This window comes from Bacteroides graminisolvens DSM 19988 = JCM 15093 (assembly GCF_000428125.1).
Lineage (GTDB): Bacteria > Bacteroidota > Bacteroidia > Bacteroidales > Bacteroidaceae > Bacteroides > Bacteroides graminisolvens.
On record NZ_ATZI01000010.1, the window covers coordinates 55,182 to 77,501 of the forward strand.

Annotated in this window: 22 protein-coding genes; all 22 read right to left on the reverse strand. The window is 39.4% G+C overall.

Translation table 11 applies throughout. From position 1 onward, the window contains the following. Positions 1 to 2: 2 nt before the first annotated feature. On the reverse strand, positions 3 to 2,858 hold the full coding sequence (locus tag C511_RS17270; RefSeq protein WP_024997514.1) for a hypothetical protein: 2,856 nt from the start codon (positions 2,856 to 2,858) through the stop codon (positions 3 to 5). Then, the gene (locus C511_RS0109045; RefSeq protein WP_024997513.1) at positions 2,851 to 3,645 is read right to left on the reverse strand and encodes a hypothetical protein; all 795 of its coding nucleotides are present in this window, start codon (positions 3,643 to 3,645) and stop codon (positions 2,851 to 2,853) included. Before C511_RS0109045 ends, C511_RS17270 begins: the two co-directional genes overlap by 8 nt. Positions 3,646 to 3,650: 5 nt before the next feature. Continuing rightward, positions 3,651 to 7,847 (reverse strand): hypothetical protein, encoded by a 4,197-nt coding sequence (locus C511_RS0109050; RefSeq protein WP_024997512.1) that lies wholly within the window; start codon positions 7,845 to 7,847, stop codon positions 3,651 to 3,653. Positions 7,848 to 7,958: 111 nt separating this feature from the next. Next, a complete protein-coding gene (locus tag C511_RS18435) occupies positions 7,959 to 8,093 on the reverse strand; it encodes a hypothetical protein (protein ID WP_262482332.1) in 135 nt (44 codons plus the stop codon). Positions 8,094 to 8,209: 116 nt separating this feature from the next. Next, a complete protein-coding gene (locus C511_RS0109060) occupies positions 8,210 to 8,737 on the reverse strand; it encodes a hypothetical protein (protein ID WP_316929586.1) in 528 nt (175 codons plus the stop codon). Between the two features lie 69 nt (positions 8,738 to 8,806). Beyond that, complete coding sequence (locus C511_RS0109065; protein WP_024997509.1) at positions 8,807 to 9,346, reverse strand: hypothetical protein; 540 nt, start codon at positions 9,344 to 9,346, stop codon at positions 8,807 to 8,809. A gap of 11 nt (positions 9,347 to 9,357) precedes the next feature. Next, positions 9,358 to 9,756 (reverse strand): hypothetical protein, encoded by a 399-nt coding sequence (locus C511_RS0109070; protein ID WP_024997508.1) that lies wholly within the window; start codon positions 9,754 to 9,756, stop codon positions 9,358 to 9,360. Beyond that, positions 9,749 to 10,219, reverse strand: a complete 471-nt coding sequence (locus tag C511_RS0109075) for a hypothetical protein (protein WP_024997507.1) — start codon at positions 10,217 to 10,219, stop codon at positions 9,749 to 9,751. The genes C511_RS0109070 and C511_RS0109075 overlap by 8 nt, the downstream gene beginning before the upstream one ends. Next, positions 10,216 to 10,527, reverse strand: coding sequence for a hypothetical protein (locus tag C511_RS0109080; protein ID WP_024997506.1), 312 nt, complete (start codon positions 10,525 to 10,527; stop codon positions 10,216 to 10,218). Before C511_RS0109080 ends, C511_RS0109075 begins: the two co-directional genes overlap by 4 nt. Next, a complete protein-coding gene (locus C511_RS0109085) occupies positions 10,521 to 10,853 on the reverse strand; it encodes a hypothetical protein (RefSeq protein ID WP_024997505.1) in 333 nt (110 codons plus the stop codon). Before C511_RS0109085 ends, C511_RS0109080 begins: the two co-directional genes overlap by 7 nt. A gap of 1 nt (position 10,854) precedes the next feature. After that, positions 10,855 to 12,027 carry a major capsid protein gene (locus C511_RS0109090; protein ID WP_024997504.1) on the reverse strand — a complete coding sequence of 391 codons (1,173 nt, stop codon included), beginning with the start codon at positions 12,025 to 12,027 and terminating at the stop codon, positions 10,855 to 10,857. 17 nt (positions 12,028 to 12,044) lie between these two features. Next, complete coding sequence (locus C511_RS0109095; protein WP_024997503.1) at positions 12,045 to 12,668, reverse strand: hypothetical protein; 624 nt, start codon at positions 12,666 to 12,668, stop codon at positions 12,045 to 12,047. A 23-nt stretch (positions 12,669 to 12,691) separates the two neighbouring features. Continuing rightward, positions 12,692 to 13,369 (reverse strand): hypothetical protein, encoded by a 678-nt coding sequence (locus C511_RS0109100; RefSeq protein WP_024997502.1) that lies wholly within the window; start codon positions 13,367 to 13,369, stop codon positions 12,692 to 12,694. A 94-nt stretch (positions 13,370 to 13,463) separates the two neighbouring features. Further along, the gene (locus C511_RS18440) at positions 13,464 to 13,586 is read right to left on the reverse strand and encodes a hypothetical protein (RefSeq protein WP_262482333.1); all 123 of its coding nucleotides are present in this window, start codon (positions 13,584 to 13,586) and stop codon (positions 13,464 to 13,466) included. Positions 13,587 to 13,650: 64 nt separating this feature from the next. Beyond that, entirely contained in the window at positions 13,651 to 14,667 is a 1,017-nt protein-coding gene (locus tag C511_RS16585) for a hypothetical protein (protein WP_024997501.1), read from the reverse strand. 1 nt (position 14,668) lies between these two features. Continuing rightward, positions 14,669 to 16,150 carry a phage portal protein gene (locus C511_RS0109115; RefSeq protein WP_024997500.1) on the reverse strand — a complete coding sequence of 494 codons (1,482 nt, stop codon included), beginning with the start codon at positions 16,148 to 16,150 and terminating at the stop codon, positions 14,669 to 14,671. A gap of 646 nt (positions 16,151 to 16,796) precedes the next feature. After that, on the reverse strand, positions 16,797 to 17,951 hold the full coding sequence (locus C511_RS0109120) for an ATP-binding protein (protein ID WP_027318074.1): 1,155 nt from the start codon (positions 17,949 to 17,951) through the stop codon (positions 16,797 to 16,799). Between the two features lie 40 nt (positions 17,952 to 17,991). Next, on the reverse strand, positions 17,992 to 19,461 hold the full coding sequence (gene terL / locus C511_RS0109125) for a phage terminase large subunit (protein ID WP_024997499.1): 1,470 nt from the start codon (positions 19,459 to 19,461) through the stop codon (positions 17,992 to 17,994). Next, positions 19,421 to 19,945: a phBC6A51 family helix-turn-helix protein gene (locus C511_RS16590; RefSeq protein ID WP_024997498.1), complete on the reverse strand. Its 525-nt coding sequence runs from the start codon at positions 19,943 to 19,945 to the stop codon at positions 19,421 to 19,423. Before C511_RS16590 ends, terL begins: the two co-directional genes overlap by 41 nt. A gap of 78 nt (positions 19,946 to 20,023) precedes the next feature. Next, the gene (locus C511_RS0109135; protein ID WP_024997497.1) at positions 20,024 to 20,470 is read right to left on the reverse strand and encodes a GIY-YIG nuclease family protein; all 447 of its coding nucleotides are present in this window, start codon (positions 20,468 to 20,470) and stop codon (positions 20,024 to 20,026) included. A 14-nt stretch (positions 20,471 to 20,484) separates the two neighbouring features. Continuing rightward, positions 20,485 to 20,697 carry a hypothetical protein gene (locus C511_RS0109140; RefSeq protein WP_024997496.1) on the reverse strand — a complete coding sequence of 71 codons (213 nt, stop codon included), beginning with the start codon at positions 20,695 to 20,697 and terminating at the stop codon, positions 20,485 to 20,487. A gap of 142 nt (positions 20,698 to 20,839) precedes the next feature. Beyond that, complete coding sequence (locus tag C511_RS16595) at positions 20,840 to 22,243, reverse strand: hypothetical protein (protein ID WP_051260499.1); 1,404 nt, start codon at positions 22,241 to 22,243, stop codon at positions 20,840 to 20,842. Positions 22,244 to 22,320 lie beyond the last annotated feature (77 nt).

The window sequence follows — 22,320 nt, forward strand, 5'->3', positions numbered from 1 at the left end:
CATTAAGGATTAATTGTAAATGATTTAGTTGCGTAATTATCGACGTTGCCGTCGTTATCTCTCACATAGGCAGTAACGGTGAAGATACACTCACCGTCTGTCTCAAAGAAACTACCCATGTCAGCATCACTCAGGTGAAGGACTTTGCCCGTGTCGGCATGAGCCATTGCCCAGCGATTATCATCTACCGAATCACGGGTGGTTCTTGTCCACTCAATATCTGCATCCAACACATCGTCACTGATATCGTTAACTCCCCGGTAGATATACAGCGTCAGTACGGTATCTACCGGACCGCCAAATTCGGTACCGTTGGAGCTGGATATCTTGGCCGACAATGTTGCGTCTCCGGATATCTCACTCCAATCGGTTGCATTCCAACGAGGTTCTTGAGTCGTGCCGGAACGAAGACATCTATAACGGCAGCTCTTATGCCATACATCGTGTGTCTCATGATTGCCTGTTGAAGGATTTAGCGCCTCAAAAAGATATGGGTTGTTAGTGGCTTCTGTGATTGACCACAACCCCCTGTCGGTAATTGCAATCACCGGTTTGCCCTGGTAATCAATACGAAGTAAATCTTGTATGATAGCTCCGCGAGCATAGATATACGGATGCTTATAATTAATCGGCAATCCGTTGAATAGTGCCAGATTCTTAGGTCGGCCTAGGATAAGCGAGTAATTGTAATCCTCCAATACGGGTTTAGTCACACCGGTTAAATACATGATCGCCCCTTCTGTTGTAGATACATACCAACATGACTGACGATCTTCGTTCGTCGCGTTGCCCCTACGAGCCACTACCATGCCGGCAATAGGAGCATAATTAACTCCTCCCGGCACTTCAGTACCCGGATAAAGAGAAACCAGTAATGTATTAGCCGATAAATCTCTCTGTAAAACTCTAAACCAAACGGTGTAATACTCCCCTGAATCCGATAAACGGTTAACGATGCCATATACCACGTCGTCTACATCAAACGAGGTGAAATCAGTCTCCCACCTTCTGCGCATCTGCAGCTTGTAAGTTAGCTCTGCAACCTGAGTAACTGATTCGATTGTGCCCGACTCGGAAAATGAGGTATCGCCCTCCATTGCCGACAATCGATTTAAAATTAGCTCCATGAAAACAGCCTGTCCGCGAACCTCAAGCCGTGGTGTTTGTATTTTATCGGGCGTAATCAGGGTACCACGGCCGGCGAGCATAGAATCAATAACATCTCCAACCTCGATAGGGGATAGCGATTTTAAGCCCTTTAGAAAAGTGATCAATTCAGCGGCTTTATCGGGGTTTGTCCGGCTTATTGCTCTTTCAGCTATTTCCTTAAAGGTACGTAAAGCCGACATCACATTGCTATCAGACGGCTCCCGCTCGTCATTTTTCTCCAATATGGTAACACTCGTTGCACCACCATAACCACCGTTCACGGTCGCCGTAGAAGATTTAATTTCTCCGATCTGTTCTTCTATCTTATCACGCCATTTTTCATCGAGGTAATTAGATACCGTACAAGTCAATTTACCTGTATGAAGGTTCTTTTCAATAGAAGTAATACGAATAAGCTTGCTAATGTTATGTAGAGGGACATTAATCGTTATCAGGTCCCCGCAGTGTAGTTCTACATTATTCTGACGTATATACCGATAATCAACGGTTAACTCAAATTTGACACGCTTACGACAATAATAAGCCAGCCATTCAGTTGCTTTCTGGCGTAATTTGGTTATTGCGTTTGTTTTGTATGTTCCGGAAAGTTTTAATCCGGTGAAGTTAAATAGCTCGCCACCACGAAGATATTTTGAAGCTGAAGGAATATTTGGACGACTCCCTGTATTGGGATCAATTTCAGCCAAGTTATCTTCCTGGTAGATAAGAGTTATTTTCTTAAGGCTATTATCCCATTTAAATTCAAAGGATTTACCCATTAAATCACCCGTCAGGAAGTTTATTCGGCCTTCATCGCCTACGGCAACATCAGCGATATTGAAATCAATACCGGGGCAAAGGAATTCACGGTTGTTATCGCCGCTCACCGTTCCCACGGAGCCTTGAAAAGTAGGATGGATGCCATCAAAGACCACCACAGCCTCAACCCCTCTTTTACTTTCGGAAAAATTCTCAATATATCCTTCAGGGAGCATTAGGCGACCCTCAAAATCGCCCTCACCCGGAATAACATTCTCCGTTCCGCCCTTTGGATAGACACGCGTAACTAGGTCGCCATCATCCACGTTCTTTCTTTCAACCTCATACAAACCACCACCCTGACCTTGTGTAAACACTAGTCCGGTCTCATTCTCAATGCGTGAAACGTAATTGATCGTCTTATTGGTAGCATAATACTCAAGCCCGAATTTAGAAGCCAAAGTATCAAGTACATCGCGGCATTTAACCGAATCGAATGTAATATTCAAATAATCCGTATCAGGACAAAGGCCTACCATCCATCCCCCATCAACTCCAAGCGGATTGTTATCAACATTGATATTCCAGATAAGTAGTTCGAGAAAATCTCTTAGTTTCCCGGTAAGGGAAAATGTGGTCGAACCGGTTATCTTATTACAATAAACCTTATCGATTAAAGTGTAGATAGGAGCTTCAAGGGAAATCTCATAAGAATGTTCTTTCTCTGACTTTTGCTTATCCTCAGGATCGCGATTAATTTTGTACTTAACATCTCCCAGCAAAATATAATCTCCCTCTGTCAAGTAAATAGGATCCTCGGTAACAACAGATAGTGTTACCTTATCTTTATCCATTATTCCTTGATTCAGCGAAGCATTCTCTTTGGATATGCTGCAAACCGTAGTTTGAGCACCATCTACAAGCCTGTATATACTGATTAATTCATCCATTGATTACCCTACATTTTAAATCAAACCGAAGCACGCGAGAAGACAAGTAAGTAACCGTCGTTCCATCCTTAAAATATACAGAGCGAGCCGTATTACCGGGTAGTGTCAGAGTATGAAGTCCGGGAGTTATCAGCAAAGAATTCAGTTGATGCATCTTATTGTACAGGTCATAAATATCATTGCCCACCATATTACATTGCTGGCTAAAATCATAATATGATCGATGTGAAGTCTCTTTGTATAGAAGCGTGGTATTCCCTTCTACCCTCTTAGGCGTACTGTTTACATTACGGAAAGAAGTAATATGTAATCCAAAATCTTTTGCCAGATTGTATGAATCAAGCATATACTCACCGTTACCCGAAGCCGGAATTGTTATACTAGCAGGCACATAAGAGTATTCCCAGAACGGAGCTTTTATCACGGCCACACAATTAAACGGATATTCCGTTACGGCTATCTCATCCTTCTGTATGACATCAAACTCTCCGACTTCGGTCCATAGCTTCTTACAAGCAATACAAGCCCCTTTAAACGCGGCTAGCTTAGTGTGAAGATCAGCAAGAGAACTTCCTTTGATGGCTACATTAAGAGTTAATGAGCGACCGTCTAATTCAATATCAGAAGCATCAACGAAAGGTTCTATGGATGTTCCCCAATCGTATTCTGTTGTGCCTTTACGTTTTGGCAAATCAAACAATCCGGAAAGAGCTATTTTTTCTCCGGAAGCATTGGTGGGATATACCCCAAACTCTCTTAAGCTAACATTATCAATTTTATAATTCATGGTCCTTACCTCCCTGATGTATCTTTCGTATTCTTTTTTATCTCCGTAAGTTCACTCTTCAAGTCCTTAAACCCTGTATCAAGCTTATCAATCAATCCGTCTGTATTATCAGCTGTACGCTTGGTATTTTCATTGATCTGGCGGGTTTCATCAAGTATATTGAAGATGTAGTTCATCGTTTCAGCGTAATTCTGATAATGATCTGCGGACATTTCTTTTAGCGCACGTATATCAAGCGCACTCATGTTCATTACACCCAGGACTTCGGATGCCGTGCCCTCTGTCAATGCAGCTTCAAGTTTACCTGTAACGCCTTTCTCCGTGGAAGAATTAGTCGAGAGATCAATGCCGGCATTGGATAGATAAGAATTAACCTCTTTAAGAATATTCTCTAACGTTGGGATATTTGTTTCATAATTGCCAACTAATACTTTTGTCAGTTCAGAGACCTTCTTCATTAATTGCGATTCGTTAATATTGCCCTTAGCATATTCCTCATATACATTAGCTATATCATCGCTAAAACTACCAACAACTTTATCTAAAACGATACTCTTTAACATATCTGACACTATATCGCGGAACGTACTAGATGCATATTCTTTAAAGCTATCCAAGGCGTTTTTACCTTCATCAAACCAATCCCAGATGGAATCAACAAAGTTATTCACAAGAGGCTCATAAAGAGTGCTAACATACTCATGCAGCTGCTCCAGATATTCATCATACTTTTCTTGCAACTCCATTAAAGCCTCGAGTGTGTCCTTGGTCTGCCCGACTAGTTTATCACCATAATTATCTAAAATTGATTTTGCGAGCTCGGTATTTAGATTTAGTTCTTTATCGAAAAGGTTTGTATCTAAACCTTTAAACTTATCCTTATTTTCATTGATCCACGTTTGCAGATCTTCTGTTTTCTGAGATTTTCCCCCTATACCGGAGCCGAGAAATCCTTTACTTTTTTTTCTAGTCTCAATACGCAAGTTATTTATCGCGGCCGTTGTTCCTTTTTCGTAGTCATGTCCGAATATACTTGTGCCATAAATAGAATCATATACACCAAGCAATGAATTCCATGGATTAGTGATCCATCCTCCGCCCGATTGATTTTGATAAACAGCTTGAGCTTCCTTTACTTTGTCAATATAGGCATCCCATACAGCCTCCTGGACCTCTTTGTAGTCTCTTAGATTCTTTAGGTTATCTTCAGAAAACCAACCTGACTCTGCGTTATTAGCCTCTAGCACTGCTATCTTGTAATCGTTTACAGCATCGGTTAATTTGTTAATTTCTTCTATTTTTGCTGCATATTTCTCATATTCATTATAAGCATCAGGAAGTATGGAATTAAGAGATCGCATCAATTGAATACCTGCTTGTAAAATAGTCAGTATAACACTTGCCTTTTCAAGGGCAAGTAAGACTCCAGCGCCTTTTTGGGAAACATTTGTTATACCAGATATTACCTCTGTAGTAAACGAACCAACATCCCCAATCAATGATATAATCTCTCCGGAAGTTCCCTCAATCGTACCTCCCAAGTTGGATAATGCATTGGCCAAACCATCTACTTTTTCAAGAGACGCTTTCTCTGCTTTTTGAAAATTATTGTTCGCCTCATTGGCTTTTTCCTTTGCTTTATTATACTTGGCTAAAGCTTCAGATGCTGATAAATAAACATTCTCTGCTTTAATCTTACCATTGTCAAGCTTTAAACTCTTTACTCCCGTTACTATCTTTGCGCCATTTCTCACAGCATCAAGCTGCTTTTGGGCTATAATAAGCTCTCTTTCCGCATCAATCAATTCTTTTTTTCTATCGGCAAGAGCCTTAAATGGATTTCTTGAATCCAGTTCATCCATCAATTCCCGAATCGTATTCGTGTATTCTCGCAAATCCTCAGGGTTAAGGGAAGCAGCAGCAGAATCTTTCACGGCCTCAAATTGATCAACTAGGGACATGAGCGTATCTGAAGAAGTATTTTTCAAATCCTCAAAAGCACGAATATAATCCGGAGACTGTTTGAGCATTTCATAAGAATTCTGCATCAGAGCTTTGCCTTTCTCTGTTGTGGCATTGGCTATGGCACTGTCTATTTTCGCCAGCTCATCTTTGTCTCCTTTGGCCAAAATCGCTTGTCTCTCTAATTGCAGAGCCAGAATATCATCATTATACTCTTTCTCAATGGCACGGCGCTTTGCATCGTAATCTTGATGTTTTTCAAGCAATGAGTTTAGCAAATCACTCTCAGCCTTTTCCCGCTCTCCATACGCAGCAGAGTACATTGATACAAGTTGTTTTTGTGAATTTTCAGGCAATTGAGAGATTTTTATTGTCGTAGGCTTAAACACAAGGCCTTTTTTCTCCCAATCAGGATTCTTTGTTTGCCATTCAAGTTTCTCCACTTCTTGCTGGGCTTTAAGCATCTCCTTTTCCTTATTCCGGATTTCAAGAATCATCTTATCATAATTCAAGGCTATTCGTGCTTTCTGTTTTGCATAACCTTCATCCATGCGGTCAATACGAGATTGCCAGAGATCAATCTCTCCTTGGTCAAGAGTTTCCTTTATCTTCTGGTTGCTTTCAATGATCTGTTTCGTTCTTTCGGCATCTGCTATTTTCTTTTTATTCGCTTCCTCCTTAGCCTTTCTCGCTGCATCTTGCTCTTGCTTATATGTATCACTGCCATTGTATTCAACAATACCGGCTTTTTTAAATTCATCGGAGAGTTGCTTATTTAAATCATCCGTTGACTTCATTACATGATTTCCCCATATCAAGTGCATACGGGCCTCAACACGGAACTGATTAGCTCTTTTCGACCTGTTAGCCTCCGCATTAGCTGTATCGGACATATCAATTCCTCTATCAATCGTTAAGCCACCTTTGGTTTTGGCAACTTTACGATAATCTTCTTCGGTAGGAGCCGAGTTCTCTATAAATTGAGCTTTCAGTTCAGCCCTGGCCATCTTCTCATACTCTTCCTGTGCTATTTTCTGATAGGCTGCCGCTTGTGCACGTAATTGCATGGCTTTGATTACAGAGTTGGTATTCCTAACAAGTGCATTCTCGGCCTCGTTAACTGTATTAACGGACAGACCTAGATTATGAAATTCATCTTTACTCTCTTCGATGAACTTTTTCTTCTTCTTTAAGTTATCTCCCAAGGCATCCCATCGTTTAATCAGATTATAGAGCGTTACCATCTGATCGGCGACAGTGGATGATACCGAATTAACCGCATTGCTAATTTGCTCCTGAGATTGTTTCTGTCTTTCGGCCGCATAACTAACCCGGGAACTGTATTTATCCCATAGGTAAATAAGGCCACCGATAGCCACCGTTAATCCTAATGTAAGCGTGGCCATTAATGCTTTTGCCGCCACATTTGAGATTCCAAGAGAAACAGCTAATCTCGTATTTGCGGCCGTAAGTAAGTTATCCGCTTTGACTAACAGTATTCGACGGACATAAGAGTCTTTATTTAAGGACGTAGCAACCTGTTGTAGACCTATGGTGATGGCCATTACAGATTGCAAACGAGTCTGTATCGCGGCTAGTTTCTCCTCTTCCATACCAAAGAGAGAAACGGCACCCATTCCGGCAGTCAATGCACCGGAAAAAAGATTCACACTCTCAACGGCAGTACGAATTCCTTTCTCATCATCAGCAAATATCTTTCCTTGAGTAGCAATATCTCCTTGCTTATCCATCAGATCACCAAGCTTCTTCATAGCCGCCTCATAGCCCTCTGATTCTTCCGTCATTAAAGCCATTTCTTCTTTTAGGTTTCTGATCTGTGTACGTAGGGAAATTGGACCGGTACTCGTTTTTTTCATTTGAGTCTCCAAATCCTGAAGAGCTATTTTATCTTCTTGCAGGACCTTCTTTGCTGCTTCCAGTTCCTGAAGGGCAAACATCTTGGCCTTGCCGGGAGCCGCATTCTCAAAAGTATTTTGAAGTGTCTTAATATCAGCCTCAGTTTGGTTAATCCCGATTTTTAGCTCCTTGATCTTATCAGTAATGCTAACGACCCCAGTCCCTGCTTTCGCAAAAGCATCTCTCATTTTACTGCCTTCGGCAACGATGTCATCAGTCATATCTCGAACAATCTTCTTCCCTTGTTCCGCATCTTCAGACAGACCGGAGTTATCTATACCGGTAGCAAAGTACATCGCATTATTCTTGTTTTTTATTCCCATAACCGTTTTCTCTTAAAATATAAAACCCTCGCGGGCTTCACAGCAGGCAAGGGTCAGGATAAATACTATTCTAAACCAAAATAATCTCTAAACTAATATATAGTCATAAGGTCAATTTTCTTTCGTATTCACCTTCCCTGCTATATCATAGTATTTTTTATAACGGATGGTTTTAGTAGGATCATCAAATGAAGGCAACTCTACCCATTCATAATCCTCTCCATCTTCGTCAGTACCTGTTTTCATGGCTCTTTTTCTCTCCTTTTGTATATAAATAAATTCTTGAAGCATAGCTTCTATCAGGGCAATACTACTATCTAGTGTATCTATATGGCTCAGTCCTAGGCAATCATGTACATTAACTAAGAATCGGGCTTGGCTGATTCCTGCCAGCTCATTAGATTCCTGCGGACGGCTATTATCTCCGTCTCCGTCTTTAATGGGCTCACTCTCCGCAGAGTCGTGATAGAGTTGTAAAAAGGGAAAAAACCTATTCTATAGATTATAGCATTAAGCAGAATCCTCATATCTTCCCAAGTGGTATTATCAATCAATACATCCCGGAACCATTCAGGCGGGTTGCTCTTTTTATTATGAATACCAAGGCAAATGATGTCTACAATTAAATCATCATATTTAGCCATTATATCCGCTAAATCAAGATTGACCTCATCTTTCTTAACTACTATCTTCTCCAAATCTTCCTTTTCAATCTGGAGGATAAGTGGTCTTATTCTAAACCATGTACGAACGGTTATCGGTTTGATAACAATAGTATCACCTAGATCCTTACCTTCCGGAACGGACTCTTTATTGCTAAAATCAAACGGTATTACAATAGCTTGTTCGGTTATTGTATCTGATTCTAATTGTGATAGATGCTTAATCATAATAGTACTTATAAAAAAGGCCGGGAGAGTCCTCTTCCGACCTTTTGAAACATAACCTAACCTAGTTTATTATCCAGCTGTCGGGGCAAGAACTTCACGCGTAAAAGCTGTTTTCTTTAACCCTGCCGCCGTAATTGCAGCCTGTTTGTATACTCTTACAAGCAACAATTCCGGCTGTTCAGCTCCGGGAGCTTGAGACAACTTAGCTGCAACTTTTCCGTTAACGATAGTATAACGGACATATTTCCCGTTACGTACCGGAGTATCAATCTGAAAAGACTTATTAATATCCGGTGTTTCAACCGATTCACTCCATTTATCTGTTTCGGCATCAAGTTCACCACCTGTCATTTCCTTAATTACATCATTCGACGGAGTAGGAAGTGAGAATTCAATGTAATCGGTAGAATCCTTCACAAGCGTTACATAGAGAGGATCAGAAGAGCCCTCTACATCAATACGGACTTCCTTAGGGTCTTGAAAATTAAATGCTACACTACTTTTTGTAGGCAACGGGAGATCGGTAAAAGCAGATGCCGGAACTCCATCTCCAACTGTTCCGTAAGCAATACGGGCAATGCCCATTGCAATAGGTCTTGAATTTGCCATAATTTTAATTATTATTTATCAGTTTCAAAAACAATTCTAATGTTCATACAATCAAATCCATCTTTAAGGTTTTCAATCCTCCCGGTCCATTCAATATGTGCATGGCGGTATTGTCCATTGATGGTTGATATGTTTTTAATAGAGGTACGAATAGATCGTACTGCCACTTTCATTGCGGCACGGTCTATCATACCATTTTGATTCAGTTTAATAAAGACGTTCACATTAACAGGAAGCAGACTAACGAAATCGGTAACTTCATCATCACCTTCATTCAGGTTTAAATGATTGATAACAATATGGTTATTAGCTTCTCCGGTAATAGAACGATCTTTATAAACCGTCAGACCTGTGTTAGCAGCTACAACTGCATCATATACGTAATCTATGATATCGAATTCGTCAGCCATTGTTATACTGTTTAAATACGCTCTGAATAGATTTCTTGAGATATATTTCCGCTTGGAAACATGCACCGGCAACAACATCATAGCCTTTAGCCTCAACGGCTGCAGCATATTGCATTCCAGCTACTCCAATAAGAACGTAACCCGACGGATAAGTTAAAGCAATAGACTTAGCCAATTGGCGCCCTTTACCTAGCCCTGTAGATTTATCTGCACCTCTTTCTGATTTCTCGAAATTTTCCATAATATTTTCGCCATCACGAACAATTATGTAACCTATCGAACTTCTTAAATTACCAGAATGGTCATCATAAGTATGTAAATTACGCGCATAATTTACAAACGTTTCTCCAGCAGCAGCAAGATGAATAAAGATCTGCTCTTCTGCCTCTTCCTTGAAAATATCGAACCATTGGTCTATTTCATCATCGGAAAACATTGGCGTAAAGCCTGCATTCTTGCTCATACGTAAATTACTGAATGTGATTGATACTGTTCCCAGGATATAATATCCACATCAATGCCTATTGAGTCAATATGTAAATGACTTGCTTCCTTTACAGCCTTTGCACGGGTATAAAATTCGCCATGAACCTCCTTTTCATTCCCCTGAGAGTTTACCTTGATGACCACCCTGGAATTACTAACGGGATCATAGTGTCCTTTCACTTCTAATTGAGTAGGGCTCTCACCGTTTACCCATTCACCGTTAACAACCTTTCCACCTGACCCGGGAACGGTTACAACTGCTGTATGTGCATTTCGTCTTACCATGAATGCCGCGATCTTCCTCGAGGAACTACAATATTATTTCCCAACTTTGCCGCTTTTTCAGATTCACCATTATCACTGTAAAGTTCTTTAGCTTTCTGTATATACCATGAACGGGGATAGGTCATTGATAACTTATTCTCTGTAAAGTCAGGGAGTCCACCAATCATTGAATACATATCAGCGACAGCCAAGCGAACAGAGGACTTTTCTTCCGCTCTATACTCCTTCTCCCCATCCATAGAACGGTCAGTTAGTACAGTCTCTAAAAAGTCCTCTCCGTCAGCAATGCCCGGAAAACTTAGTATGGTATCCCGGATGGTCTTCATCTTATTCTCCTTCTACTTTATTAGATTCCGGATCAACATCTTCACCCAAGAAAGAAGCAGGCACCTTATCAGTCCCCTCGGTATCTTCACTAGCAGCCCATGCAGAACCGTCTGCTTTGAGGATAAACATAGCATCAGGATCATTCACAACAGGGAAAGCATTAGCCTCTGCTTTAGTCCACTCTTTAAATGGTTCTTCAGTAGAAAACTTAGAGATCAGGATGAAATCCTTTTTCACCATGATAGCTTTCTTCTTTATAGATTCGGAAGCCTCAGCCGCTATCGGTCCATGTTGGATATCACCTACGTTCAAATCCTCCAAGAAACAAATGCGTTTACGTTCCCACGGGTTAATCGTTTTACGTTTGTGATTTTTATCCTCAATACGTACAGCCGGAGAGACTGTTATAATTTGCACAGGGATTTCTTGTTCAGACAAGTACTCGTTGATAACCTTTTTGGTAATGACAATTTTTGAAGTCTGATTAACCCAAGCTTTAATCTTTTCGATTGTTGATTTTTGCTTCTTCAACAACGCAAAGTCAGCTGTATGCATAATAACATACTTAATAGTTACCCCCTCGGCAGAAGCGGCTACAACAACATCATCAATATCCTGTAATCCATCAGCATTAGCAGCATTGGCCCAATCATATCCAGCGACTTTCTTGTTAGCAGAAGGCATACCACAACCTACAAATTCAGCGGTTACAATTCCATTATTATTTTGAGCAGTCAAGTGGAATCCTGCCTTTGACATGAGCTGCATACACCACCACTCAAAACGCCCACGAACGCCATTGTAAACAAAGTCTTCATCTTTGAATGCAAGGTTCAAAACTTCCATCTGCTGAGCATCCCCTTGTGCATCACGCTCCAATTGCTTATATTCGTTATAGTCACTCTCGTTCATACCACGTTTCAAGGCAGTTTTAGGAATGTCTCCAGACAACTTACTTACAACCTCACGTGTCTTTTGTGGTGCAGAAGAATCGAAACTGATAACGTCAGCAACAACAGGCGCACCCTTTTCCCCAACTAAAGTCTCCCATTTGAGTGAAGACTTGGCCTTTATTCCGAAAAAATTCGGAAAATACATAGGTTTAACATGTCTGGTGTTCAAACGGGCAGCCATGTTTTTTTGATTAACTTGTTTGATTAATGATCTTTCCATCTATTAAAATTTTAATATTAGACAATACGAATCCCCTGTGTAGTCAGACGTGCTTTAATAGCATCATCAATAGGAAATGGCATAACAGAACCATTCACAGTACCCCTAATAAGTAATCCGGACGATTGATTTGCAACCGTCAAATTAATCTTATTCATGGTTATTGGCAATTCAGAAGTAGTCTTTCCATACAGAGGTTCAGCAGAGCCGGCCTCTGCTTTAGCTTTTGCCTGAACAAGAACCTCTCCAAGAGCAGCAGCACCGATAGTACCTGCAAGAGTAATCTTATCAAAGGCTGAGTTGGATTTATCAATGGCAGTAATCACATCAGCTGCTTTAGTAAAGTCTCCACCTAAAGTAACAACATCACCGACAGCAAACAAATGATTCTTTTTCACTTGATAAACAACTGCATTTGCGGCTGCAACTGCCTGCACTGCCGCCGTTTTTAATACGTGATAAACGCCTGTGGTCTCATCTTTAACAACGATAACAAGCGGGGGTAATTCGTCTAGCTTAACGCCTGCAAAAACAGCATTCACTAAATCAGAGCGGGCAATCGTACCCCCACCCTGAACATCCTCAAGAATTAGTTCAATCCCGGGATGGTACTGAAATTCACTTTCTCTTTTTAAATACATAGAATAAAATATTTAGAAATTAATTATTTAAGTCCCAAGTCCACCGTTCCCGGATTGTTTGGGTTCGTATCACCATCCATCAGTTTTGCCCAGTCGGCTTCAGAACGATCTTTTGGCTGAAAGCCACCAACATGATATTCGCCGTTGGCAACCTTTTGATTAATTGCATCCTGTTGAATTTTGATATATTCATCACTAAGAATCTTTACCTGATCTTCAATAGGTGTTTTAGATTCAAGATCAACACGCCCCAGCCAGTTTTCAGGCAGTTTAGCATCTTCCATTAACTTCTTTGCTTTAACGCTCATTTCAGCAGTTGCAGCCTTCTTTTGGTTTCCCTCAATTAGTGCTTTCATTTCCTCTAGCTGTTTGTTTTGAGCTTCGATAAGAGCTTTTACAGATGGGTCCAGCCCTTTGAATTTATCTTCATCTGGATTCGGACTTTCAATGGGCTTACCTTCTTTGAGCCCATATTTCTTTTCGTATTCAGCGATTGCCGCATTAACAGACGCTTGAATAGTCTCTTGTGTGGGCTGTCCTGATGGCTGAAGATCAGGAAGAATGTTATCCTTAAAAAGTTGGATATAGGTTTCTAACCCATCTTCCTTTTCAATATTGAATAGCTTCTGTACCTTTTGAGCATACTTTTCGTCAATTCCAGCAGCTTTCAATCCTTTTTTAATTGCATCAATAAGTGTCATAACGATGTAAATTAGTTAGTACTTTTTCCTTTAAAATATAAGACCAACTAAATTTTCACGCACAAAAAAAGCAGCCTGTTACAGCTGCTCTGATTTACCTTGTAAGGTCGGTTATCCATTCCTGCGCTTCATACAATAATTGTTCTTGGTTAATTCCATCCTCAGGTTCGTAACCTGTCGCAAAAGCTGCGTTCAAAATATCTTCTTCATACTGCATAATCGTAATGTTTTGGTTATGCAATATTGGGTTGATAAGGTTAGTTATCCAAGGACATTAGCCTTTATTTCTGGTTTCCTTCAAACCATTTTTTATTATCCTTATACGCATACGAATCACGCATATATTCATTGTTTCGCATGAAGTCAAATGCTAGAGATGGGATATTACGAACAATTTTATTTTCAGGTAGCTCCTTAGTTAAAGAAAAATGAGCTAGCTCTTCAGGAGATGGAACCTTCAAAGTAGCAAAACAAATGCAGAATGGATGCCAAACAGTAAACATAAAATCTTTCGGATACTCACCTGCAAGAGCATCACATATCTTACAAGGCTCCTTTGCACTAGGAGAACGCTTTACTGTGATTCCTAGAGCAAATTTAAGCTTACTCCAACGCTTATGGTCTGCCATTCTATATGCTATATTCGTTTCCGTAGCAGTCAAGCGCAATGCGTTCATTTTAGACGAACGATATTGACCTATTCCAGGGTGATAACCTTTCATCGGTTGTGACGGGACCAACTCACCTTCTTCATTCCTTATTCGATGAAACCTCTTATTCGGATTTTCAAGTAATTGTCTGACATCTTGGCTTATTAGTGCAGCCGGCCTACCGAAAGACAAGCCACTTTTAAGATAGAATTCAAGCTGTGCCTTCGTCTGGTCCGTTATTCTCCAGACTTTTTCACTTAGATTCATCCCATTAGTTGTGCGCTGTTGAAGCGAAACTAAAGCTTCAGCATTACGAGCAAACATTCCTTGATCAACTATCTTGTTAACGACTAAACTCTGTACATAAGCCAAAAAATAATCGTTTTTTATATTAGATAATTCCCATGATTCTCCCTGGTTAGTATGAATGTTAGCTAATAAGGATGATTGTAGAGCTATTAGCTGGCGGTCAATTGCATTCTCAACAGCTGAATTGCGAATCCACACACTGCTTTTTCCGGTATCCGTCCATTGCTTAAGGCTTGTACCAACGGATGAACAAAACTCACTAAAGATGAGCCCGACTTGATTCTGCTGGCTCAATACATGCTGTATATGTTGACGTTCGTAAAATGATAATTTCTTCATATTACACTCCTCCAAATGTCATACCAACCATATTATTTCTTTCTGCCGCTTTCACCTCATCTTCTTCCATTCGTTTAAGTTCTCCCTCAACGTCTCCCGGAGGTGTTAACGGAGATTTAGAAACAACCGTTTGTTGTGAGTTAAAAGCCTTTCCACCGTTAGCGATAGAAAGAACATTGGCCTCTTCCACTGGATCTTTCGGTAAGATGGAATCAAATGACACAGTAATCCAATTATCTATAAGTTGCTGTCGATACTTGATATTGGTAATATTGGCAATACCCGCACATACAATAGAAACGCACCGCTGAATAGCCGGTCCAAAAACTTCCATGTTCTCGCTGGCCATTATTTCCGCATCGATCATCATAAATCGACGTGAGACACCCGATATATTACCGATGCCCTTTAAATTATCGAATGATAAATCAGGTTGAGATGTTCCACTGAATTGTTCATTACGCGTTTCACTAAGTTCTTCCTTTACCGAATCAATAGATTGCTGCCAAGCCAGATAATCAGCATCACCGTGAAATTCCTTACCTGTATCAGGGTCAACCTTAACAGGGAAAGATATCTCTTTTCCTACTGTATTCTTCCCCGGAAGATCAGTATCACCAAAAGTCTTTAATATAGGCTCTGAGAAATAATCATTAGTGTCGGCCATACGAGAAAGCCTCATCTCACGCGCATCCATTATTGAATTTACTTCGTCCCATATCGGAGCATTCAGCTCTGAATACACAACGGGGATAAGACCGAATGGATTAACAACCTCTTTTACTTCCCACCCTCCCCATGTCTGCATGGCAGTAATGATTCTTTCTCTAGTCCAAATAATAACGCGTTCCCTGACCATATTATCATCAGAAAGAACATGGTGACGATGCATAAAAGCATCCATATCATCATCATCATTAAAATGTGGATAGAATTCATACAGAACATTATCTTTATCCGGGAGGCAAAGTATTTTGCATTTAAGAGTAGTCGTTTTTGCACCGCTCCAATGTACAGAGGTGGCAGGATAAAACACAATGGCCGCTTTAGTTTCCGACATTACCTTTCGTGCAAAACACTTTAAAATAGATTGCATTTTAAGTCTCCTGGTCCATACATTCTTAAACTCGTTAAAACCATCATCCTGATTATCGGCGTTGATGTTCATCTTTCCGCCCATCATAAATGCAGCTGCAGTACGCACCGTTTTCTTTGGAAAGTTAGTGACGATACGAGCCACATCAACAATCTTATCATCTAAGCGTATAGGATTTCCCTTGGCATCTACAAGTGTATCGGAATAAACCTCAAGACGTTTAGGTTCACGCCATCCTACAGAGGTTTTACGTCGTCTGCGTTCACCGTTATACTCTTCCTTGTATTCTACAGGCGTACGGTTTTCAATTGTATCTACAGATAGTTCACTTACTATCTGCCCAAAGTTTTCTTTGTTTTTCGCGAGAATAGAATAAATATCCGGCATATTCTTTTCTCTTAAAATATAAGATGCATACACTTTACCTAATTAAAAGTCTCCGACCAAAATGCCTAATTTGTCCTTTTTCGTCGGAAAAGTATCCTGAAACAAATATTAATTTAACGATATATAAGTAAAAATAGTATGAAAACAAGCCCAATAGTTCTATTAAAGAAGCAAATTGATATATTTTGAACGCTATAACTCTATTTTCTCTTGTCCTTTAATACACAATCACTATTTGGTAACTTCGCAGGGCGAGGCAGGGCGTTGTCGATTTCAATTTTTAATCTATGAATTATGTCTAAGAAAAAAAGAAATCATAAAAAAAGCAATAGACCTTGCAATAAAAAGCATATCCAATCTCCGATCCTTAGATGGATTAAGTCTAGAACAGTAGAAAGCATCAATGAATTGGCTAAAGATGTAATAAAAGGAACCATCAAATTGATGTTACTATATATTTTACTCCAATTATTGTAACTCTCTCTATATATAATCTAACCGCAAAATTATATATGTATATATTTCCTAAATGGAAAGACTGTCAAAATGATCATTGCCAGAATAAAAAATGATTTATCATTTAAATTAGACTTCGACTACAATTCTACAAAAAATCTATGAAGAAATAATTAACAATAAAATTTAATCATTCTTTTTTCTTTAAAGGAGTACCATAAATTTCAATTTGACTATCAATATTATTTACTGTTGGCAAAAGTTCATTTACAGCATTAGGTGAAAAGAAAACCTTCTTCGTATTCTTTAGATCATCGGTTGATTCAATCCAAATAAACTCTGAAAATTCTGGGTTAATATCATCACTTTCAGGTTTGCCAATATTAAAGGCTGGGTTATTTACCCATTTTAAATGATGCATTACCTGTTTTAGTTGTATATTAGAAATCTTGTAATCACATTTATCTTTAATTTCGGCATGAATTGTAGTCATGGATGTAGACTCTCTTGACCTATCTTTTTTTACAACTATTTCTCCGATTAGTTTATATATTGGCTTACCTTCATCAGTAGAAATTTTCCCTATCTCTCCAGCAGAAATGGCATTAAGAACTACATTAATCGGACCTTCAGGAGAGTTATCAATATCAAGATCTGCACTCATTAAGGAGTTACTCTTTGAATTATATCCATAAACTCTACCTAGCAACGGATTTATAATTAATATTTCCCTTGGATTGATATCAAAAATCTCAGGAAATAAACTAGACCATATTCGCATAAATTCCTGATTTTTTTCATTTACTTTAGTCTCAATAAAAGTATTAAACTCAGAAGTTTTACCATTTGCTTTCAAATTGTTACCTGCACCTCTATATATTACATCACCTTTTTTCAAGTCATATTCAGGATAATCATTCTTGGGTATGAGCACTGAATTATGCTTCTCAATTAAAACATAATAAAATCTACGAGCTGCAATATTAAACATTTGTATATCTACATTTATTTGCAAATCAAATATTTTAGTAAATTGATCACAAAGATTTTTTAAATCAATTTTCTGTAATATCACTATATTATCCTCTTTTAAGCCATCATCAGTTATAGTTCCAGTCGCTTTGTCTTCATTAAAACCTAGAAATAAAATCCCACCGTTTTTATTTGCGAAAGCCAATATGTCTTTAGCAAAGTTTCTAAGAAAGATCACGATTTCATTAGCTTCTGGACTAAGTTTCAACTCTAACTTATAATCTATCAAGGTATTTTCTTTAAGATAAACACCATTATTTTTAATGTCATCTATTATTTTCTCAGCTTTAGCTTTTAGATCTAAAATATTCATTGTTGAAAACTTTTTAAATTTGCGGCTAAAGATATAAAATTTATCTAATTCCTGTCCCTCTAGCAACTTTTCTTTTCTGCTCACCCTTGATATTGCCAGCAAGTGATTCAAAGAACTCTGCAAGAATAGTCAAACTATCCGGTGCATCATCGTGCTCGTTACCTCCTTCTTTCTTGTAAGAAGTAAGGTATTTCATAAACCACCAATAGTCGGATCCTTTGGCATACTCCGTTTCATCCAAGAAGTGGCAGTGCGCTTTCACCCATCCGGATTTCATAAGGATACGAGTCTCTTTGTTCTTGGTTGTTGGGCGAGCCTGAATTATACATTTACCATCCTTTGCTTGCACTTCTTTACGAACACTAATAGAGAATATACGCCCGCCATTATTTGATTCAATACGCATCTGATCACATCCGGTATCAAGAATCATTTGTGATAACCGTGGCATGGTTATTTCAACAGCATCCTTCGTAAACAATACGTCTGTAATGTATAGTTCTGTCCCAAAAACATCTGCAAAAGGAGAGCTAAAATAGTCATCACCTTCATCTGCCACATCAGTAGCTCCAATACGTCCATCCGGCTGCCGCCCTTTTACATCTGCTAATTTAAAGCGCTTAAGTCCTGATTTCGGGAATAGCAAACCTTTGGCTTCATACGGCTCCTGCATATATTCAGCAGCCCAAATTGCATCATCCGTTTCGGCTCTTAGCTCATGATAATACTGGGTAGTATGCACGTCCTCACAGAAAGATTTATCATTTTCATCCAAGGCTGGAATACGAATGATCTCATCGTAGTATTTACCATCTCTGGACTCTTCTAAGCGGCCAAGTACATCATTAGCAGACCAACGGGTTCCAATATCGATAGAACAACAATTGCCTTCAATACGTGAATCGTGTGTACCTTGCTTCCAACTCCACGTTTTCTCATTGTTGTTGTCAGACAATGCATCCTCAAGTGATTTATACAAGTCATCCGTTACGGCCAACATAGAAGCTCCGAAGCCGATTACAGTACCACCGACACCTGCACCAAAGTACGATACCTGCCGGGCCTTTTCAAGACTCCAACCGTGAACGTTTTGTTTATCCGATCTCAGCTTTATTTCAGGAAAGACTTCTTTATACTTACGCGAGCGAATAATATCACGTGTATCATAAGAGAGTTTATTGTATAGCGGATCAGCGCATGTATTACGCATAACAGATTCTTCCGGGAAGTGACCGAACATCCAAGAGATGAAAAGTGACGTTATGTAAGATTTTCCGGCTCGAGGTGGCATACTCACAGCAAGGCGATAAATCACATTATTAGAATAAGCAACGAAAACACGCATAAACGCCTCAGCGACTAATCTCAAGAACGGACGCTTAGCGAAGAACTTAGGGTCCATATATAAGCAATAAGCCCAGAAGTTATTCCGGGCCTCTCGCTTGCGCAGTATAATTGCTGCTTCGGCTTTACGAATCAGTATTTCTCTCTTGGTCTGTTTCATCACCATCAACAATCTTTTGAAGTTCTTCATCGGACAGGCTTTCCAAGCTGCTCTTAATACCGACTTCACCAGATACTTTATTCTCCTGTCTATTCTTCCAATTATCAGGATCACGGTTGGTAAGAGCAAAGATTACGGCTGCCGGAACCGGTTGGTAATGTTTATCAGTAACTACATGCTCCTTTACTCGGACAATAGGTTTTCCATTATCGTCTTTCTTTCCGGTGTCAGCTGTCACGGTCCGCTTTTCCTGAACCGTATAACCTCGAATCATCTTCACAAGGGATCTCTTAGCCTCAGCAATTATTAAGTCATTAAATTCATCTTCAGCCTTTTTTATAGCGTCCGAAAAGTCCGATTTTGTTTTAAGCCAACTGTAATATGTATCTTTGACGATTCCAACCTTCTCACAGATTTCGGCAATAGTATAACTATCGGTACGGATGAGCGCACAGATATTATCGACTATTTTTTTGTTATACTTTGCCATTGCTTTTTTAACTAAAATATAAAAGGGGAACTACTTTTCAGTAACTCCCCTTATTAATCTATTTAACAGCAAAATAGTTTATCTTCTTCTATTATATATAGGGTTCAAGGCTTTAATTAGTTGTTTCTCGATGGATACAATTAGTTCTTTGGACGGGTAGTCTAAAAATACAAGATTAAAGTTTATAGCTTTCGCATACGCATCTTTTAGATTCTCATCATTAATATTCAGCTTATCTTTCTCCGTTATTTTTCGAAGAAAGTTGTTAAAGAACGCATTAGATCTTGTATCAAAATGAGATGCAAGCCTCTCCAAGATGGAACGACTACTTGATTTTCCGACATAAATAGGAATATCCTTTTCATCAAAAAAAATATAAACCCCTAATAGGCTACGTCTATCATGTAGAAGATCAATTAATCTTATATCTTTCACCTTTATTTTATTCGATTCTTTGATTTTAGTCACCAGTTGCTCAACTGCAAGGTCCTTTATCTCATCAAAAAGCAGAATAAAATTATCCATATCTTTATTATTTATTACTTTTCCAATTTTATCATTGACTCAGCTATATCTAAGCAGTTCTCAAGCTCATTGACAACTGCTTTCAATTCTATGTACTTCCGCTTGTCAACACCAGTTACTTCACTGCCACTATTGATTATTCCTTCTAAGTTAGCCAGCTGTTCTTTTTTGCGAGCCAATCTTTTTTCAAGTACTTCTTTGTAGATCATAAATGCTGTTGTTTGCATGCCGGTATAGTTTTATTTCATGCCGACAAAGTTAATAATTAAATCCAAGGAACCCCTATCTCCTTGTACTTCGAAGAAAAACATCCAAGCATCGCGATTACTCTTCACGTTCTTTCAGGGTTCCATCTCACACAAGTTTACTTTAAATATCTTCTCCAATTAAATCCTCTTCCCTGAAATCAAGCTCTGGGTATAACGATGGAATTTGTTTCAAGTCCCCTTTGAAGAAGACAAGAACGTTCTGATGCGTTTTACCTATCTTCCGGGAATGGTTGAACTGATTTGTCACGCGCATGGCCAGAGAACCTATCTGTGTAGCAAGAATCATCTCGTTGTAGTAATGTAAGCCGGCTTCAAGAAAAGCGTTTATTGTATCGCCGACGAAGTTATAGTACGCTCCATTCTTCCCACGAACCTCCCCTATTACAAATACGGCAAAACGGTTTTCTTTGAGCAATGAGCAGCTCTTCTGAATTATAGTCCTATAGGCATTCAAGAACTCCTCATATTCCATATTCGACAAGTCGCGTGGATCGTCTGAATAAACCTCCAAATCAGCATAAGGCGGACAGCTAAATATCATATCGGCTTTCAGACCAGCGTAGTGCTGATCAATATCACGACTATCACCACACTTCCAAACCAGACAGTCATTCTCCGTGAAAGGTGGCTGCATTTCTGCCGCATTCTCATAATTTGCTTTAATCTGTTCCGGACGCAAGTCAACTCCTCGATAGCGCATTCCTAATTTTGCAGCTACTATCCCACGAACGGAACCTCCGGCGAACGGGTCAAGAATAACTCCTGCAGGAATATTAAACCATCGGTATGCAAGCTCACAAAGAACCGGATCAAAGACAGAGGTACCATCCAGCATTGGAATATCATGCTTTTTGCAATATTCCGTTATTTCATCCCATGAAGGATCATAACCAAGCTTCTCACGCATTCTGTTGCGCACTTCATAAATTGCCGGATTCTGAGCTGAACGAGAATAGGTAATTTCTTTATCTCTGCCCTCTTCGCTCTTTATACCTAGAGATAACCAGGCACGTTTACGCTCCTGCCATCTTCCCTGCTTGGCATCAAGTATAGAGAAAGGAGGAATAATAAATCTTTCAGCTACATTATTGGGTTTTGTGGTAGATGCGGGCAATTCATCGGATAAGTCTATATCATCAAGAGAAAATTCCCAGTCTTTCAGTACTTCTTCGGAAAAGTTCTCTATAACTAGGTCCATGTCGAATTCAGAAGTATCCGAAGCATGGTTATCTGCCAATGCTAAAAGTTTGCGACGCTCATCCTCAAGAGATAGGTCCGTGCGCTTAACTACTACTAACTCTTTTCCGTTGGTTTCAATAACACGCACCGGTATGCCAAGCGCTTTTGCCTGCTCATACACACCGTTGCCGGCTATCAGGTAGTTTTCTTTGTCCATCAGGACAGAACGACCGGCTCCACAATCTTCGAGGCTCTTTCGAATGATATTTTTATTCCGGTCGTTATGAATACGAAAGTTTTTAGGATCTAACTTTATATCTTCCATGCCTTTTTATCGTAAAATATAAAAAGGGAGAAAATTATTATGAAAATAATAGGTTTAGAATACTTTGAAGCGATTTT